Source organism: uncultured Zoogloea sp., from assembly GCF_937894855.1.
Lineage (GTDB): Bacteria > Pseudomonadota > Gammaproteobacteria > Burkholderiales > Rhodocyclaceae > Zoogloea > Zoogloea oryzae.
On sequence record NZ_CALAYQ010000179.1, the window covers coordinates 1 to 17,674 of the forward strand.

Below are 17,674 nucleotides of genomic sequence, written 5' to 3' on the forward strand. Positions count from 1 at the left end.
TCCGCAAGGACGGCTGCGACTTCTGCACCGCCTGCGGCGCAGTCGGCACCTGCGGCTGATCCAGCCCTGCCCATGCAAAACGGCCCCTCTCCGGAGGGGCCGTTTTCATTGAATGGCGGCAAACGGCGTGCCGCTCATACCCGATAGCCCTCCTCCCGCAGCACCTGGCTCACCGCCGGGCGCGCCAGCATGCGGCGGAAGTGGGCCGCGCAGTTGGGCGGCAGGGGCAGCTTCAGCCGGTCGGCCCAGAACTCCGTGTAGAACAGCGCCGCGTCGGCGATCGAGAAGGTGCCGGCCAGGTATTCCCGCCCGGCGAGCAGGCCATCCATCACCGCGAAGCCGTCCGCAACGATCTGCCGCCCGCGGGCCTGCACCGCGTCGTGGTCAGCCGGGTTAGGGGTGAAGCTGGCGGTGGTGAAGATCCGCGTGAAGCCCTGGCCGTGGATGGTGCCGACCGCGTGGTTCATCGCCTCCAGCACGCGCACCTCGCCCTCGGCATCGGTGGGCAGCAGCCCGCGTCGCGGGTACTGACGGGCCAGCCACCAGGCGATCGCCTGGAACTCGGTGATCGCCGTGCCATCGTTACGCACCAGGGTCGGGATGGTGCCCTTCGGGTTGATCGCCAGATAGTCGGGCTTGAGGTGGTCGCCCGCGGGCAGATTGACGATGTACGCCTCGAACACCGCGCCCACCTCCTCGAGCAGGATGTGGATGCCGGTGGAGCACGAGCCGGGGGTCATGTAGAACTTCATGGGCAAGCCTTGCAGGTGGCGGGACAAACGCCTCGTGCAAGATCGATGCCATCAGCCTGGGCCGGGCCGCGCCCGCCTGGCGCAGCCTCACGCCCTCCGGCCTTGTCGGCAAGGCGCCGAAAAGGGCTGGCGGATTGTCGTGTTCCGCCCAGGCGCCAGGGTCAACTACGGCGGCTGATCCGGCCGAGGATCGCCGCCGGGATGTCGGTGAGCGATAGCACCTTGTCCACCCCGCCCAGCTTCACGGCCTCCTTGGGCATGCCATAGACCACGCAGCTGGCTTCGTCCTGGGCCACCGTCCAGGCGCCAGCGTCGTGCATTTCCTTGAGGCCACGGGCGCCGTCGTCGCCCATCCCGGTCATGATGACGCCCACCGCGTTGCGGCCGGCAAAGCGCGCGGCAGACCGGAACAGCACATCCACCGACGGCCGGTGACGGCTCACCGGCGGGCCGTCGATCACGTCGACCACGTACTGCGCGCCGCTACGCTTGAGCAGCATGTGCCGCCCGCCCGGGGCGATGAGCACCCGGCCCGGCATCACCCGGTCGCCGTGGCGGGCCTCGCGGACCTCCACCTCGCACAGGCCATCAAGGCGCTGGGCAAAGGCGCCGGTGAACTTCTCCGGCATGTGCTGCACCACGACGATCCCCGGCGACACCCGGGGCAGCGCCCGCAGCACGGACTCCAGCGCCTGGGTGCCGCCGGTGGAGGTGCCGATAGCCACCACCGTTTCGGTGGTCTGCGCCATCGCCGAGCCCGCGGGCAGGATCGCGTCGGCTGAAAGCTTGGGCGCGACGGCGCTCGGTGCAGGGGCGCTGGGCACCAGGCGCCGCACGTTGGACCGGGCCGCGGCCTTCACCGCGCTGATGAGATCGTCGGAGCAATCGTGGAGAAACTGCTTGAGCCCCACCTTGGGCTTGGTCACCACGCACACGGCGCCGGCCGACAGGGCCTGCAGCGCCGTCTCCGAGCCATTCTCGGTGAGGGTCGAGCAAATCACCACCGGCGTGGGCCGCTCGGCCATGATCCGGCGCAGGAAGGTGATGCCGTCCATCCGCGGCATCTCCACGTCGAGGACGATCACGTCGGGCCACTGGGCCTTCATCTTCTCCAGGGCGAACACCGGGTCCACGGCGGCGCCGATCACCTCGATGCCGACATCCTCATCCAGCGTGGCGGACAGGACCTGACGGACCACCGCCGAATCGTCGACGATCATCACCTTGATGGTGGGCATGGGGAAAATCCTTTTCTGGTTGTTCTTGAAGGGCCCGGCAGCATGCCGTGCCGCATGGTCACGCGGCCGCTCCACACGTCGAAGATCAGGTGTCGGTGGCCGTAGCCTTCCATATGGGTTGCGCTGCACAGCAGGCGGTGCCGCTCCACCAGCCGCAGGGCCGCCTCCACGTTCTGGCGGCCCACCGACTTCGATGTGGCGCCGCTCACCACGCCGGGGAACATGTCGCCGCCGCCAAAGAGCCGCACCCGCACGCCGCTGGTGTCCAGCCCCGCCCGGTGGATCTCGTCGAGCAGCAGCCCGAAGGCCTCATCGCCGTAGCGCCCGTCGGGCCTGCGGCCGTGGCGCTCGCCGCGGGTGGGCAGCATGAAGTGGCACATGCCACCCACCCGCGCCCCGGGATGCCAGAACACCGCCGACACGCAGGAGCCGAGCACGGTGCGGATGCGCGTGTGCTTGTCGCCGAAGTACCATTCGCCCGGCTGCAGGAAGATCTCGACGACCCCGTCGGGCATGCGCATGGGTTCAGGCCGCCGGCTTGCGGTAGATCGACGGACGGACGGTCTTCAGCGCATCGGAGATGCCGTTGAGGTTCTCCGAATGGCTGAGCATGAAATAGCCCCCCGGCCGCAGCAGCGGCAGGATGCGCCGGATCACCTGACGCTTGGTCTCCAGGTCGAAATAGATCATCACGTTGCGCAGGAAGATCACGTCGAACTGGCCGATGTCCGGCAAGGCGGCGTTCAGGTTGATCTGGCGGAAGTTGATGCGCCCGCGCAGTTCGGGCTTCATCATGAAAGTGCCGTCCTGGCTGCCGATGCCCTTCAGGCAGTACTTCGCCAGCAGCGGCCGGGGGATGCCCGCCGCGTCGTCCATCGGGTAACGCCCCTCCCGCGCATGGGCCAGCACGCGGGTGGAGAGGTCCGACGCGACGATTTCCCACGGGCGCCCCGCCAGCACCTCGGCCATCACCATGGCGATGGTGTAGGGCTCCTCGCCGCTGGAGCAGGCGCCGCTCCACACCCGCACCGTACTCTGCCCCTTCAGCTCGGGCAGCGCGTGGCTGCGCAGGAAGTCGAAATGCTTTGGCTCGCGGAAGAAGTAGGTTTCGTTGGTGGTCAGCAGATCCACCGCGATCTGACGCTCATCGGCATCGGCCTGCACCCGCTTCAGGTAGCTGCCGTAGCCGTCCAGATCCAGCTGGCGCAGCCGGCGGGCCAGCCGCCCGGCCACCAGCTGCTTCTTGGCGTCGGACAGGCTGATCCCGGCCAGCGAGTACATCATCGCGCGGAACTGGGCGAACTCCCGATCCGTCAGCTGGCCCTGCAGACCCATGACGTGGCCCCGGACGGCGGTCGTCGTCATGGCTTCAGACCACCACGCTGCTGGCAAGACGCGGCAAGGCGCCGGCGTCCACCGGCTGCCCGTGCCGCGACAGCTCGTCGAGCGCCGACAGCTCGTCCGTGGACAGCACCGCCTCCACGTTGAGCAGGATCACGAAGCCACCGCCCACCTTGCCCATGCCGCGGATGAAATCCGCCCGGATGCGCGCGCCAAAGGCCGGCGGCGGCTCGATCTCGCCGGGTGGGATCTCCAGCACCTCGCTCACCGTATCCACCACGATGCCCAGCACCTGGCACTCGTCGCTGCCGCTCATCTCGATGATGACGATACAGGTGCGCCGGGTGACCTCGGTGGGCTGGCCGCCGAAGCGCGCCTTCAGGTCGATCACCGGCACCACCGCGCCGCGCAGGTTGATGACGCCGCGGATGCTCCTCGGCATCATCGGCACGGTGGTCACCTGACCGTACTCGATGATCTCCTTCACGCTGAGGGTCTCGACGGCGTACATCTCGCCGCCCAGGGTGAAGGTCAGGTACTGGCGGGGCTCCAAGGCCACCGCCGGCAGGTCTTTCCTGGCAAGCGTGGCCATCGCTCAGCCCTCGAACTGGACAAACTCGGTTTCAAAGATCGGCGCCCGGCCCGACTGGCGACGGCTCTCGGCACGGCTGGCGGCCTCGGCGCGGGCGGGCCGTGCCCGATGGCCGCTGGCAAGCTTGAAGTAGGCCATCGCCTTGCTCAGCTGCTCGGCCTGGGCGCTCATCTCTTCGGCGGTGGCCGCGAGCTCCTCGGAGGCCGAGGCGTTCTGCTGGGTGGTCTGGGAGAGCTGGGCCATCGCCGAGTTGATCTGGCCGACGCCGGAGCTCTGCTCGTCCGACGCGGAGGCGATCTCCTGGACCAGATCGGAGGTCTTGGTGATGCTCGGGATGATCCCTTCGAACAGCGTCCCGGCCCGTTCGGCCAGGGCCACGCTGCTCTTGGCGGTCTCGGAGATCTCCTGGGCCGCCACCTGGCTGCGCTCGGCCAGCTTGCGCACCTCGGCCGCCACCACCGCAAAACCCTTGCCGTGCTCGCCGGCCCGGGCCGCCTCGATGGCCGCATTGAGGGCCAGCAGATTGGTCTGGTAGGCGATGTCGTCGACGATGCCGATCTTGTCGGCGATGCTCTTCATGGCCTCGACGGTGGAGCGCACAGCCTCGCCGCCTTCGATCGCCTCCTTGGCCGCCTTGGCCGCCATGCTGTCGGTGAGGGTGGCGTTCTCGCTGTTCTGGGTAACGGACGCCGACATCTGCTCCATCGACGCCGAGGTCTCCTCGACGCTCGCTGCCTGCTCGCTGGACGACTGGGACAGGCTCTGGGCGGTGGCGCTCACCTCTTCCGACGCGCTGGAGAGCGAATCGGCCGAGCTGCGCACTTCGGTGATGATGGACGTGAGCCGCTCGTTCATGATCTTCACGTTGTAGAGCAGGCTGGTCGTGTCGCCGGCCTTGGTGTCGACGGTCAGCGTCATGTCGCCTTCGGCGATCTTCGACACCACCTGGGCCGCGTAACCCGGCTCGCCGCCCAGCTGCTGCATCAGGCTGCGGGTGATCAGCACACCGATGAGCGACACCGCGACCAGCGTGGCCGCGCCAATCCCGATCGCCACCCAGCGGGCGCTGGCGATGCTGTGGGCGGCGTCCTCGGCGGTCTTCCTGCCCAGCTCGGCGTTGTACTGGCGGTGCTCCTCGAAGGCGTCCCACAGGCGGGCCATCGTGGCCTGGTTGGCCATCAGCAGATCCCGCGCCTCTTCCATCTTGTTCACCCGCGAGAGCACATAGACCCGATCGCGAAGCTGGTCGAACTCGGCCAGCGCAGCCCGGTCGGCGGCCAGCAGGCTCTTGTCCTTCTCGTCACTGAGGAGGCCTTCGTACTTCTTCAGGGCTTCGTCGATCTTGCGGTGGTTGGCGGCGATCTTCTCTTCGAGGCCGGTCATCACCGCCGTGTCGGACGCGGCGATGTGCTGCCACAGCTGGGTGCGGGCGGCAGCCATCGGTGCGAACGCCGCGTCCAGCGTGAGGACGCTGGGCACCACGATCTCATTGGCGTAGTTGGTGGTTTCATAGACCCGGCTCATCTGGGTCAGGCCGACGATGGCCAGAAGGATGATCCCGAACGCAGCGGACAGGATCAGGGACAGCATTTTCTTGCTGACGGTCATGACGATTCTCCAAGTGGTGGCCGACGGATCAAACCGGCGACAGGGTGGAATACAGGTGACGGGAAACGGGTTGGCGCTCGGTCACCTGCCGAACCAGCCCAGGAACATCAAGGATCAGGGCAACTTCTCCGCTGCCCAGAATGGTGGAACCGCCGATGCAGCGGATATGACTGAAGACCTTGCCGAGGGGCTTGATGACGGTCTGGAACTCGCCGAAGAGCTGATCCACCACCAGCCCGGCGCGCTCCCCGGCGTACTGCACCACCACCACGTTCTCGCGGCGGGGCGCTTCGCCCGGGATGTCGAACAGATCGCGCAGGCGCACGAAAGGCAGCACCTCGCCGCGCAGGTTGAGGTAGCTCGCGCCCTGCTCGGGCTTGTCCTTTTCGGGCAGCTCGATGCACTCCAGCACCTGCTCCAGGGGCACCACGTAGGACGCGCTGCCGGCCCCGATGAGAAAGCCGTCGATGATGGCCAGTGTCAGCGGCAGGCGCAGGCGCACCGTGGTGCCCTGCCCTTCCACGCTGTCCAGATCCACCGTGCCGCGCAGCGCCAGGATGTTGCGCTTGACCACATCCATCCCCACGCCACGCCCCGAAAGGTTGCTGACCTGGGTCGCGGTGGAGAAGCCGGGCTCGAAGACGAGGCCGAAGATCTCCTTGTCCGACAACACCTGGCCTTCGCTCACCAGCCCGCGCTCGACCGCCTTCTGCAGGATGCGCTCCTTGCGCAGCCCGCCACCGTCGTCGCTCACCTCGATGACGATGCTCCCCGACTCGTGATAGGCGTTCAGGCTGAGCCGGCCCTGCCGCGGCTTGCCGCGGGCGGCGCGCACGTCGGCCGGCTCGATGCCGTGGTCCAGGGCGTTGCGCACGATATGGGTGAGCGGATCGCCGATCTTCTCGACGACGGTCTTGTCCAGCTCGGTTTCGCCGCCGCGGATGTCGAGCTGGATGTCCTTGCCCAGCTCGGCGGCCACGTCCCGGACGACCCGGCGAAAGCGGCTGAAGGTGGCGCCGATCTGCACCATGCGCAGGTTGAGCGCCGAATCGCGCACGTCCTCCACCAGCCGCGACAGCACGCCGGTGGCTTCCACCAGCTCGGGCACCTTGACCCGCCGGGCCACCAGCTGAGCGCCAGCCCCGGCGATGATGAGCTCGCCCACCAGGTTGATGAGCTGGTCGAGCTTGGCGGCATCCACCCGGATCAGGGTCGGCTCGCCAGCCCGGGCCTTCCGGGCCTCCTGCTGGTGATCGAGGGCCGCATCCACCAGCGGCGCATCCACCAGTTGCTGCTCGACGAGCACCTCGCCGATCAGCGGGGGGATTTCACCGGTGATCTGGCAGGCGTCGGCGCGGGCCTCCTGGGTGCGCAGGGCCAGGGCCAGCTCGTCGGCGGTGAGCGACCCGCAGCGGACGAGCATCTCGCCCAGCAGCAGATTGTCTTCCGGCAGGTCGCGGAACAACGCCCGGTAGTCGTCCAGCGGGCCGTAAGGCGGGATGATCCGCACCAGGCTGTCCTCCCGCACGAAATCGAAAGCGCCATTCACCGTGGCGGCGTCGGCCTGGCTGGCAAAGCTGAGGTCGAAGCCGAGGTAGCAGGTTTCCGGATCAAGGGCCGACAGGGGCGGAACGCCACCGATCACGGTCTCGAGGCTGACGATCTCTCCGAGGGTGCCCAGGTAGTTCAGGATCGACAGCGGGTCCATGCCGTTACGCAGCAGGTCGGCACCCGGCCGCATCGACACGTGCCACAGGCCGCTGGCCACGGAGCCCGCATCCGGCACCGACGGCAGCCTGGCGACGGCGGCTCCGGTGGCTTCGGAAAGCTCGGACTGCGCCACCGGGCTGGCACCCCGGTCGAGGACCGCCTGCAGCCGGGCGGTAAGCGCCGTGCTCCGGGCGGTGATCGCGTCGTCTGGCGCCTCACCGGCGGCCAGGCCGTCGATCAACGCGCCCAGCTGGTCGCAGACTTCCAGAAACAGCGCCCCGAAAGCCGGCTCGAAGGCGAGCTGGTGGGCGCGGATCCGATCAAGCACGCTCTCCGCCACGTGGGTGAAGGCCACGATGTGGTCCAGCGAGAACAGCCCCGCCGAGCCCTTGATGGTGTGCGCGGCGCGAAAGATCGCGTTGATGGTTTCGGGGTCGTCGGCGTTGCCCTCGACTTCCAGCAGCGCATCTTCCATCTGCTGGAGCAGTTCGCGGCTCTCGGCGATGAAGGTCTGGAGCGGATCTTCGAAATGGTCGGTCATGGTCGGCAGCTCCGCGTGTCAGGCCTGAGCAGCCGGCTCGAGCTCGAAGAATCTAAGCAGGCGACAGAACTCGAACGCCTCCAGAACCCGCTTGCTGGCGGCGCGCACATTGAAGCCCCGGTCGCCGTCGGCCGCCTCCAGGCGCAGCGACACCAGCAGCTGGATGCCCGCCGCGTCGATGTCGCTGACGCCCGACAGGTCAAGCTCCACATCACCCGGCGCGGCCAGCGCGGCCAGCAGCTCGTCACGCCATTCGCGGGCGGTGTAGATGGTCATCTCGCCAGTAATCACGACATGGCTGCTGCCAAGGTTCTTGTGATCGGATGCGTTCATGGTGTTCTCTCCTCCGGCAGGCGGATTCAGGGCAGGACCAGCTTGGCAACCGCGCCGAGCATCTGCTGCGGCTGGAAGGGCTTCACCACCCACGCCTTGGCGCCGGCCGCCTGGCCCTCGCGCTTCTTGTCCTCGCCGGCCTCGGTGGTGAGCATGATCACCGGCGTGAAGCGGTAGGCCGGAAGCTGCTTGACCGCCTTCACGAAGCTGATGCCGTCCATGTTCGGCATGTTCACGTCGCTGATGATGAGATGCACCTTGCGGCCGTCCAGCTTGCCCAGGGCGTCCCGCCCGTCGCAGCCTTCCAGCACTTCGTAGCCTGCCCCGCGCAGCGCGATGGCGACGACCTGACGCAGGGACGCCGAGTCATCCACGATGAGGATGGTCTTTGCCATGTGTGTTTCCTTAAAAGAATGTGATGCCTGCTGCATCCTGGGCACGGGCCGCAGCCTCGCCCCGATGCAGGGAATGTTGTTCGGGTGTGGTGTAGGCGCGGGCCATCTCCACCATCCACATCCCGACGTCGATCGGTTGCGGGGCGATGCCGGATTGCTGGTCCGCACGCACACCGGCGAGGTGCCCCTTGAGCCGTCCCATGTCGGACTCCACATGCCCGAGCACCTGACTGACCCGATCCTGGAACTGCAGCGCCACGAGCACCTCGCCGATCTCGCCTGCCACCATCTGCCCCTCGACAGTCAACGACTGGGAGGCATCGACCAACTTTCCGGCTGCCGTGCGCAGGCGCTGTACCACCTGACCGATCTGCTGGCCGGATTCGCTCACCAGCAGCTGATCGTCCCGGGCGTTGCGCTCGGAGACCGACAACACCTCGTGGATCGCCCGCGTCGCTGAACTCACTGTCTCGCCGATCTTCCTGCCGGTATCGCCGGACGACGAAGACAGCTTGCGCACCTCGTCCGCCACCACCGCGAAACCTCGCCCCGCCTCGCCGGCCCGCGCTGCCTCGATGGCGGCGTTGAGCGCCAGCAGGTTGGTCTGCTTGGCCACGTCTGCCACCTCGCCCGCCATCTGCTGCAGCGATTCGGTGATGCTGGCCAGCTGTGCCACCTGCTCGAGCAGCACCTCCTTGTGCGAGAGCGCATCCCGCAGGGCGGCAACAATCGTGTCGAGCTCCGTCTCGCTCATGTTGAGCAGTGCCACCAGATCCTCTCCGCTCGCCTCGCGTGACGTGGCCACCGCGGTCTCGACCCGCGTGGAGATGCCCGCAAAGCGGTTGGACAGCGCCGTGATGGCGTCTTCCGTCTGCTGACGGGCCTGAGCCACCTGGCCGCTCCACACGGGCAGCACTTCCTCGCACAGCGTGTCGAGACCTTCCACTGGCGCCAGCACCGATTCCTGAGCCCGCAGCACATCGGCAAGCCGGGCCTCCGCCGCATTCAGCGCCAGCCAGTGGCGACGGGCTTGATGGCCACCGAGCAGCGCCACCGCGATCCACTGCAGCGCCGCGAGCGCCAGCACCTCCGGCCGCAGGCCCCCCAACACAACGAACAGCCCCGCACTCAATCCGCCCAGACCGATCCAAGCCCACGGCAGACCGGGCCTTGCAACATTTGCCGCCTGCTCCCGGGCAATCCCTTGCGCCTGCATGTACGACTCCATCACCGCCCCTCCTCCAGACTCTGCCCAGCCCGTTCGTTTTCCCGACGCCAATTGCGCAGAAAAGCCCGCACCATGACCGTCAGCTCCGAGCTGTCGAGCGGGGTTCCCACAATCACCACCTCGTCCGGCAGACGCTGGCGCACCCCCACCTTGTCCGCCTCCGACGCCACCAGCACCACCACCAGCATCGCGCGATCCCTGGCGTGGGTAATCAGCGCGTTGATCATCCGGAAGAAGTCCAGTCCGGTGACCCCCAGATCCGTGATCAGCACCTTGGGCGCCATCTCGCCCATGCGGATCAGCCCTTCAAACCCATCCCCCACGCCAACCACGACACAGTCGGACAGCACCTCTTCCAGCCGGCGCTGCAAGGCCTGCCGCTCCTGCGGGTTCTCGCGAAGCACGAGTACGCCGAAGGGCGCATGGCGGGTCATGCCGGCCCGCTGCTGCTCATCGAGCAACCGTCCGACCGAACCCATCAGAATCCGGCGATGCCCGCCCGGCGTCTTCCAAGCCTGCAACCGGCCGTCCTCGACCCATAGCTGGGCCGTTCGCACACTGATGCCAAGCAAGCGGGCCGCTTCGCGGGTGGAACATGTCTGGGCGGAGAGAGCGTCTGTGGTCATAATCCTTACCTGTTTTATCGATATTATCATTTTTATTGTTTTAATCAATATTTTGTCGCATTTAACGTTTTTATGTTTTAGCGCAACCGCCGGCAGAACCGTAAAAGGGCGCATATATCGCGGTCAATTCAACTTTCTCTATATTTTTCAGTACTATGCAAAGCCACGCCGATCGGTACGACAATCTGACCCCAGGTGTCAGAATCCTGTTTCACAATCCAAGCCGGGGAAAGAGGAATCATTTTTGTTGTTTTTGTTATTAAAATCTTTTGTTTTTAGCGAATATCCCCCTCATCACAGCGAGGTCGCACTGCCCACCTTGGGTACTAAAGGGCAACTGAAGCCTTGAAGGAGAAAATCTGAAGAAAGAAAAAGCCCCTGGCCGGCATTCCGGACAGGGGCTTTGGGGATCACTCATGCGCACCGGCAGCTAACCGGCGGAAAGACAGTTCAACTCACAACGTCAACGAATGCGGCGCGCGGACCGACAGCACGGCATGCAGGAACAACGAACGGGGAACAGCTTCACCAGTCGGCACAACCGCCACCAGAGAAGCCACTGAGCTTGCGTCCGCCCGGGCTCATGGGCCCCCGGAGGCCGACAAGCCTACGGGTTGCGCCAAGGTCGTGCGCTTGTGTTTCTGGAGCAGGCCCCAGACGAGGGCGGCCAGTTCATGTCCGTCAAACGGCGGTTCCACCAGCACCACATCCCCGGGCAGGCGGGCGCTCACCGCAGCCCTGTCAACGCCTGATGCCAGAAGAACCACGACCACCATCGGGTGCTCCCGGACATCGTCGAGCAACGAATGAATCATCTGAAAGAAATCAAGGCCCGTGACCCCCAGATCCGTGATCAGAACATCCGGCCTGATCTCGCCGATTCGGATCAACCCTTCGAAGCCACTCGACACCGCCGCGACTGTGCAGTCGGGGAGCAGGCTGCCCAGCAACGCCTGCAGCGCGCGCCGATCCCGGGTGTTTTCCTTGAGGATCAGCACACTTGAAGCATCGGGCCCGGATGTCGCACCTGCGCGACGCTGCTCGTCCACCAGCCGCTCGACCGACTCGACCAGGATGCGCCGATGCCCTCCGGGCGTTTTCCAGGCACGGAGCCGCCCATCCTCGACCCACAGCTGGGCCGTGCGGACGCTGACCCCGAGCAAGCGAGCAGCCTCGCGGGTGGAACAGGTCAGGGACGTCGAGGGGACTGGGTTCATGGGGGCGGACTGTTGTTTTCGTTATTATCGATTTTTATGTTTATTTGCGCAAATACGGCTATTTCACGCACATTCAACAAATACACAACTCAGCCATCGCCCCTCCGCCACACATCCGTACGCCGTGTCGTCCAGTCTGTCGGGAGCGCCCAAGAAAAAACCCCGCGCCCAGCAATGCCGGGACGCGGGGTTTGAATGCAGCAGCGCCTTAGGGCGCAGCAGCAGGTCTTACATCTCGACGGTATCGGCCACTTCAACGAAGGACGGGATCTGGTCGAAGTTCATGTAGCGGTAGATGTCGGCAGCCTTGGCGTTCACCACCTTGATGTTCTCCATGTACTCGGCCACGGTCGGGATCTTGCCGAGCAGCGCGCACATCGCGGACAGTTCGGCGGAACCCAGATACACGCGGGTGTCGATGCCGAGACGGTTCGGGAAGTTACGGGTGGAGGTGGACATGGCGGTCGAGCCCTTGCGGATCTGCGCCTGGTTGCCCATGCACAGGGAGCAGCCCGGCATTTCCATACGGGCGCCAGCCTTGCCGAGGACGCTGTAGTAGCCTTCTTCGGTCAGGATCAGGGCGTCCATCTTGGTCGGCGGGGCGATCCACAGACGGGTCGGGATGTCGGACCGGCCATCGAGCACCTTGCCGGCAGCACGGAAGTGACCGATGTTGGTCATGCACGAGCCGATGAACACTTCGTCGATCTTGTCGCCGGCGACTTCGGACAGCACCTTCACATCATCCGGGTCGTTCGGGCAGGCAACGATCGGCTCCTTGACGTCGGCCAGATCGATCTCGATCACGGCGGCGTACTGGGCGTTGGCGTCGCCCTTGAGCAGGACGCCGTTGGCGATCCAGTCTTCCATGGCGTTGATGCGGCGCTTCAGGGTGCGGGCATCTTCGTAGCCTTCGGCGATCATCCACTTCATCAGGGTGATGTTCGAACGCATGTACTCGACGATCGGCTCCTTGTTCAGGGCGATCGCGCAAGCGGCGGCGGAACGCTCGGCGGCGGCGTCGGACAGTTCGAAGGCCTGTTCGACCTTCAGATCCGGCAGACCTTCGATTTCGAGGATGCGGCCGGAGAAGACGTTCTTCTTGCCCTTCTTCTCGACGGTCAGGAGGCCGGCCTTGATGGCGTACAGCGGGATCGCGTTGACCAGGTCACGCAGGGTGATGCCCGGCTGCATCTGGCCCTTGAAGCGGACCAGCACGGATTCCGGCATGTCGAGCGGCATGACGCCGGTGGCGGCAGCAAAGGCGACCAGACCGGAACCGGCCGGGAAGGAGATGCCGATCGGGAAGCGGGTGTGGGAGTCACCACCGGTGCCGACGGTGTCCGGCAGCAGCAGGCGGTTCAGCCAGGAGTGGATCACGCCGTCGCCCGGACGCAGCGCAACACCGCCACGGGTGGAGATGAAGGACGGCAGCTCGCGGTGCATCTTGACGTCCACCAGCTTCGGGTAGGCGGCGGTGTGGCAGAAGGACTGCATCACCAGATCGGCGGAGAAGCCGAGGCAGGCCAGATCCTTCAGCTCGTCGCGGGTCATCGGGCCAGTGGTGTCCTGGGAGCCGACGGTGGTCATCTTGGGCTCGCAGTAGGTGCCCGGCAGGATGCCCTTGCCTTCCGGCAGGCCACAGGCGCGGCCGACCATCTTCTGGGCCAGGGAGTAGCCGGTGCCGGCGTCGGCCGGGTTCTGCGGCAGGCGGAACAGGGTGGAGACCGGCAGGCCGAGGAATTCGCGGGCCTTGGTGGTCAGGCCACGACCGATGATCAGCGGGATACGGCCACCAGCGCGGACTTCGTCGAGGATGACGAGGGTCTTGAGCTGGGATTCGGCGATCACGGCACCGTTCTTGGTGGCGGTGACCTTGCCGGTGGCGCCATCAACCTTCAGTTCGATCTCGTCGCCCATGTCCATCTGGCCGGCGTCGATTTCGATCGGCAGCGCGCCGGCATCTTCCATGGTGTTGAAGAAGATCGGGGCGATCTTGGAGCCCAGGCAGACGCCGCCAAAGCGCTTGTTCGGGACGAAGGGGATGTCTTCGCCGGTGAACCACAGCACGGAGTTGGTGGCGGACTTGCGGGAGGAACCGGTACCGACCACGTCACCGACGTAGGCGATCAGGTTGCCCTTGGCAGCCAGGGCTTCGAGCTGCTTGATCGGGCCACGGGAGCCCGGCTCGTCGGCTTCGATACCCGGACGCGGGTTCTTCAGCATGGCCAGGGCGTGCAGCGGGATGTCGGGGCGGGACCAGGCGTCCGGCGCGGGCGACAGGTCGTCGGTGTTGGTTTCGCCGGTGACCTTGAAGACGGTGAGCTTCTGGGAGGCCGGAACTTCCGGACGGGAGGTGAACCACTCGGCATCGGCCCAGGACTGGATCACGGCCTTGGCGTTGGCGTTGCCGCCCTTGGCCAGTTCGGCGACGTCGTGGAAGTAGTCGAAGACCAGCAGGGTCTTCTTGAGGCCTTCGGCGGCGGGGGCGCCACATTCGGCGTCGCCCAGCAGGTCGATCAGCGGCTTGACGTTGTAGCCGCCGAGCATGGTGCCCAGCAGTTCGGTGGCCTTGACCTTGGAAACCAGACCACAGGCCACTTCGCCCTTGGCGACCTTGGCCAGGAACTCGGCCTTGACCTTGGCGGCGTCATCCACGCCGGCGGGGACGCGGTAAGTCAGCAGATCTACCAGGAAAGCTTCTTCGCCGGCCGGCGGATTCTGCAGCAGTTCGACCAGAGCCTGGGTTTGCTGCTTCGACAGGGGCAGCGGCGGGATGCCGAGGGCGGCACGCTCGGCAACGTGCTGGCGGTAGGCTTCAAGCATGGGTAGATCCTTCCTAGACGATGGTTACATTACGGTGATGCTGTCTTGCGCGTTGGGCCGGGAAAACCCCGGGGCGCGTCTCCCTCACAGACCGGCCTTTGGTTTTTATAAGGCAGAGCCAAGTCTTATATATATTATATTTTAAAACTACCTCGATTGTGCGAACGCACAATCCAATTTTTCCAGCAAGTTCAACGGCTCCCGCACCATGCCGGTGCGTGCATCAGGCCTGGAGCACGCGCTCGACGGCGCCCAGCGTGATCGGCTTGATCAGCAGATCATCAAAACCCGCATCAATGAGCCGCTGCCTCTCTTCCGGGAGCGCATGGGCAGTATAGGCGATGACGCGCAGGCCGCCGAATCGGCTGTCGGCGCGGATGCGCGCGAGCACCTCTTCACCCGACATGCCGGGCATGCTGATATCCAGGAGCACGATGCTGAAGGGCTCGGCATCCAGCTTGGCAAGCGCGTCCGGGCCATCCTCGGCCTGATCCGTGGTGTACCCGAGGCGGCTCACGAATGCGATCGCGAGGCGTCGGTTGATCACGTTGTCGTCTACAACGAGAACCCTTTTCAGGGAGGAGGACGAATCGCTCATGGAAAGTGCCTATCGGGACTGCGGGAGGGTGATCGGAAGGAACAGGGTGAATGTGGAGCCAACGCCCATGGTCGACTGCACGACAAGGTCGCCGCCCAGCAGGTGCGCGAGCTCCCGCGCCAGGGCAAGACCAAGGCCGGTGCCACCGTGGTCACGGGTCAGGAATTGATCCAACTGGCGGAATCTCTCGAAAATGACGTCCTGTGCCTCGGGCGGGATGCCCGGCCCGGTGTCGGAGACGGCAAAGGCAACCCGCTCGCCGTCCAGTGTCACGCGAAGGCCAATCCTGCCATTCTCTGTGAACTTGATCGCGTTGTTCAAGAGATTATTGAGAATCTGTCTTACCCGCTGAATGTCCATCGACAGTGACTCGGGCAGGTTGTCGGCCAGTTCGAGCTCGAGGGACAGCCCCTTGGCCTGCGCATGGGGGCGGTGGGCGCCAACAAGTTCGCGGGCAAGGCCGACCAGACCGTGGTTCGTCGACTTCAATTCGAGCCGCCCGGCCTCGATCTTCGCGAGGTCGAGCAGATCATTGACGATGTCCAGCAGGTGCTGGCCCGAGGACTGGATCGTGGTGGCGTACTCCAGATGGACCGGATCGGCCAGTTCGAGCTGCAGCAGTTCCGAATAGCCGAGGATGCCGTTGAGCGGCGTGCGCAGTTCGTGGGACATGCTGGCGAGGAAATCCGACTTGAGCTTGTTGGCCTCCTCCGCCCGGGTCCGGGCCTCTTCCGAGCGCTTGAACGATTCCTGCACCTCATCGGCCATGCTGTTGAACGACTGGGCCAGTTGCCCCATCTCGTCGTCGGTCTGCACCTTCAGGCGATAGGACAACTCGCCCGCCTGGAAGCGCCCGAGGCCACCGATCATGGTGGTGATCCGGCGCGTGATGAACTGGGCCATCCAGATCGCCACGACGATCACCAGCGCCACCATCAGCAGCGTGGATAGCGTGAGCGCCCCGGCAGTCTGGGTCAGGTTCTCGGCGATGCCGTCCTGCAGCCCCTGGCGCTGGGCGAGGAGCGACTTGTCCATCTCGGCGATGCTCTGCCCGATGCGCTTGGCCGATTCGGTCGCCGCCCGGTGGAAGTCATCCACGTTGGCGCCGATGGTGACGATGCCGAAACCGCGCGGGGATTGGGCGTACTGGCCGGTGTAATACGGGATCGCCGCCGCGGTGGTCAGTTTCCAGAGGCCCGAGAAGAAGATCGCGAACGAGCCCGAGCCGCCCTTTTCGGTGAGCTGGTTCCAGCCCGCACACTGGGGCGAGAAGTTGAGGTAGCGACAGTCGAGCCCCACGGTGCCGGCCTTGATCAGCGCCACCGCCGGCTTCTTCTTGAGCGACTGCTCGTCGAAGGGTTTGACCATCTCGAGGAAGTCCCGTGACGACTTGCCCGACGCCTGCCAGGCTTCGTAGAGCGACTGGTCCAGCCACGGCGTCACCGGCTCGCCGGTGGCCGGATCGTAACCGGGGATGAAGTAATCCCGCGGGTGCGAGATCGCGCGGCTGCGGTGATCCCACATGAAGGCGTAGTTGCCGACGATGGCGTCGTTGATCGGGGTGTAGCGCGAATCGGTCGGGCTGATGTGGTCGGTGAACTCGCGGATGTGGTCGTGGTCGAGGGCGAGGGTCACGTAGCCGACGATCTTGCCGCCCCGCTGGACCGGCGTCGCCCACCGCACGATGCCGCGGAAGCGCTTGCCCACGGGGTTCTCGGTGCCCGCGTAGGCCGACTCCTCGGGCTTGAACTCGATGCCCGCCTTCTTGGCACTGGCCGGCAGATACGCGCCCACCACCTTGCTGCCCACGTAGGCGCCGATCACGTCCGAGACGAAGATCTCGCCCGGCTTGAGCTTCTTCAGCTCGGGCCAGTAGCGCTCGGCCTTCAGGAAGGTGTGGAGCGGATTGCTCACGTCACGCAGTTCGCCCGGCATGAGATCGCCGGTCACCACCTTCACCCGTTCCCTGCCCTGCAGGTCGACGAAGCTCATCTCCACAAACAGCGGGCGGGGTTCCGCGTGACCAATGTACTCGGGCGGACGGGCGCTGAACGCCTTCGCGTTGTCGGCCAGCGCCTGGCGGGGGTCGGCTGCCAGCGCCTCATCCCATTCATCCGAAGCCGCGGGCTCCCAGCGGGTGCCGTCCTCGGCCAGCTGCCACTGCCCGTGGCGATGGACTGGCCGCAGCCGATACAGCAGGAAGTTGCGGTACGCGCCTTCGGAAGGCTCGATCAGGGATGCCTGGCGGATATCCGAATCCCGGTCATACAGAAAGCTTGCCACCGCCCGCGCAGTGTCGGTGGTGAGCCGCTCGATGGCGACCCTCGCCCGGTCGTCCAGGGCCTTGATCGAATCGTTGGTGGCGCCTTCGCCCACCTGTTTGACCGTCGCCAGCATCGACTCGGCCATTGCGCTCGCCCTGGCGCTCACCGTATCCCCGAGCCGCTGGGCCATCCCCCAGGCCAGCAGCGCCAGCAACAGCAACGGGAGCACCTTGATGACCACGAAGATCGCGATCAGCTTGCCCCGAATACCCATTCCCCGACTTTTCAATCCCATGCCTCCACCTCGCACCGTCCGGCCGGGCAAACCACGCCCCGACTTCCAGCAACCGGAATGCTGATTATCTGCCCAAGATCGTTGACCTTGTCTCTAACGGCACCCATGCC

At 65.7% G+C, this 17,674-nt stretch carries 15 protein-coding genes; all 15 read right to left on the minus strand.

Annotation, left to right across the window (positions count from 1 at the left end; translation table 11 throughout):
- Positions 1-134 precede the first annotated feature (134 nt).
- The 15 genes from Q0672_RS19730 to Q0672_RS19800 all read right to left on the minus strand — a co-directional run bounded on the left by Q0672_RS19730 (position 135) and on the right by Q0672_RS19800 (position 17,543).
- A complete protein-coding gene (locus tag Q0672_RS19730) occupies positions 135-752 on the minus strand; it encodes a glutathione S-transferase N-terminal domain-containing protein (RefSeq protein ID WP_298625002.1) in 618 nt (205 codons plus the stop codon).
- Between the two features lie 161 nt (positions 753-913).
- On the minus strand, positions 914-1,990 hold the full coding sequence (locus tag Q0672_RS19735; protein WP_298625004.1) for a chemotaxis response regulator protein-glutamate methylesterase: 1,077 nt from the start codon (positions 1,988-1,990) through the stop codon (positions 914-916).
- Positions 1,972-2,511: a chemotaxis protein CheD gene (locus Q0672_RS19740; RefSeq protein WP_298625006.1), complete on the minus strand. Its 540-nt coding sequence runs from the start codon at positions 2,509-2,511 to the stop codon at positions 1,972-1,974. Before Q0672_RS19740 ends, Q0672_RS19735 begins: the two co-directional genes overlap by 19 nt.
- Before the next feature lie 4 nt (positions 2,512-2,515).
- On the minus strand, positions 2,516-3,355 hold the full coding sequence (locus tag Q0672_RS19745; RefSeq protein ID WP_298625008.1) for a protein-glutamate O-methyltransferase CheR: 840 nt from the start codon (positions 3,353-3,355) through the stop codon (positions 2,516-2,518).
- A gap of 4 nt (positions 3,356-3,359) precedes the next feature.
- Positions 3,360-3,923 carry a chemotaxis protein CheW gene (locus Q0672_RS19750; protein WP_153161085.1) on the minus strand — a complete coding sequence of 188 codons (564 nt, stop codon included), beginning with the start codon at positions 3,921-3,923 and terminating at the stop codon, positions 3,360-3,362.
- A gap of 3 nt (positions 3,924-3,926) precedes the next feature.
- A complete protein-coding gene (locus tag Q0672_RS19755; protein WP_298625011.1) occupies positions 3,927-5,531 on the minus strand; it encodes a methyl-accepting chemotaxis protein in 1,605 nt (534 codons plus the stop codon).
- A 28-nt stretch (positions 5,532-5,559) separates the two neighbouring features.
- Entirely contained in the window at positions 5,560-7,782 is a 2,223-nt protein-coding gene (locus tag Q0672_RS19760; RefSeq protein WP_298625013.1) for a chemotaxis protein CheA, read from the minus strand.
- Positions 7,783-7,800: 18 nt separating this feature from the next.
- Entirely contained in the window at positions 7,801-8,115 is a 315-nt protein-coding gene (locus Q0672_RS19765) for a lipid asymmetry maintenance protein MlaB (protein WP_298625015.1), read from the minus strand.
- A gap of 26 nt (positions 8,116-8,141) precedes the next feature.
- Positions 8,142-8,510 (minus strand): response regulator, encoded by a 369-nt coding sequence (locus Q0672_RS19770; RefSeq protein WP_153161081.1) that lies wholly within the window; start codon positions 8,508-8,510, stop codon positions 8,142-8,144.
- 10 nt (positions 8,511-8,520) lie between these two features.
- Positions 8,521-9,621, minus strand: coding sequence for a methyl-accepting chemotaxis protein (locus tag Q0672_RS19775; protein WP_298625017.1), 1,101 nt, complete (start codon positions 9,619-9,621; stop codon positions 8,521-8,523).
- A 116-nt stretch (positions 9,622-9,737) separates the two neighbouring features.
- Positions 9,738-10,364 (minus strand): excisionase family DNA-binding protein, encoded by a 627-nt coding sequence (locus tag Q0672_RS19780; protein ID WP_298625019.1) that lies wholly within the window; start codon positions 10,362-10,364, stop codon positions 9,738-9,740.
- Positions 10,365-10,945: 581 nt separating this feature from the next.
- Positions 10,946-11,581, minus strand: coding sequence for a helix-turn-helix domain-containing protein (locus Q0672_RS19785; protein ID WP_298625021.1), 636 nt, complete (start codon positions 11,579-11,581; stop codon positions 10,946-10,948).
- Between the two features lie 228 nt (positions 11,582-11,809).
- Positions 11,810-14,407 (minus strand): bifunctional aconitate hydratase 2/2-methylisocitrate dehydratase, encoded by a 2,598-nt coding sequence (gene acnB, locus Q0672_RS19790; protein WP_298625023.1) that lies wholly within the window; start codon positions 14,405-14,407, stop codon positions 11,810-11,812.
- A gap of 223 nt (positions 14,408-14,630) precedes the next feature.
- Positions 14,631-15,005 (minus strand): response regulator, encoded by a 375-nt coding sequence (locus Q0672_RS19795; protein WP_284186709.1) that lies wholly within the window; start codon positions 15,003-15,005, stop codon positions 14,631-14,633.
- A 9-nt stretch (positions 15,006-15,014) separates the two neighbouring features.
- Positions 15,015-17,543, minus strand: coding sequence for an ATP-binding protein (locus tag Q0672_RS19800; RefSeq protein ID WP_298625025.1), 2,529 nt, complete (start codon positions 17,541-17,543; stop codon positions 15,015-15,017).
- Positions 17,544-17,674 lie beyond the last annotated feature (131 nt).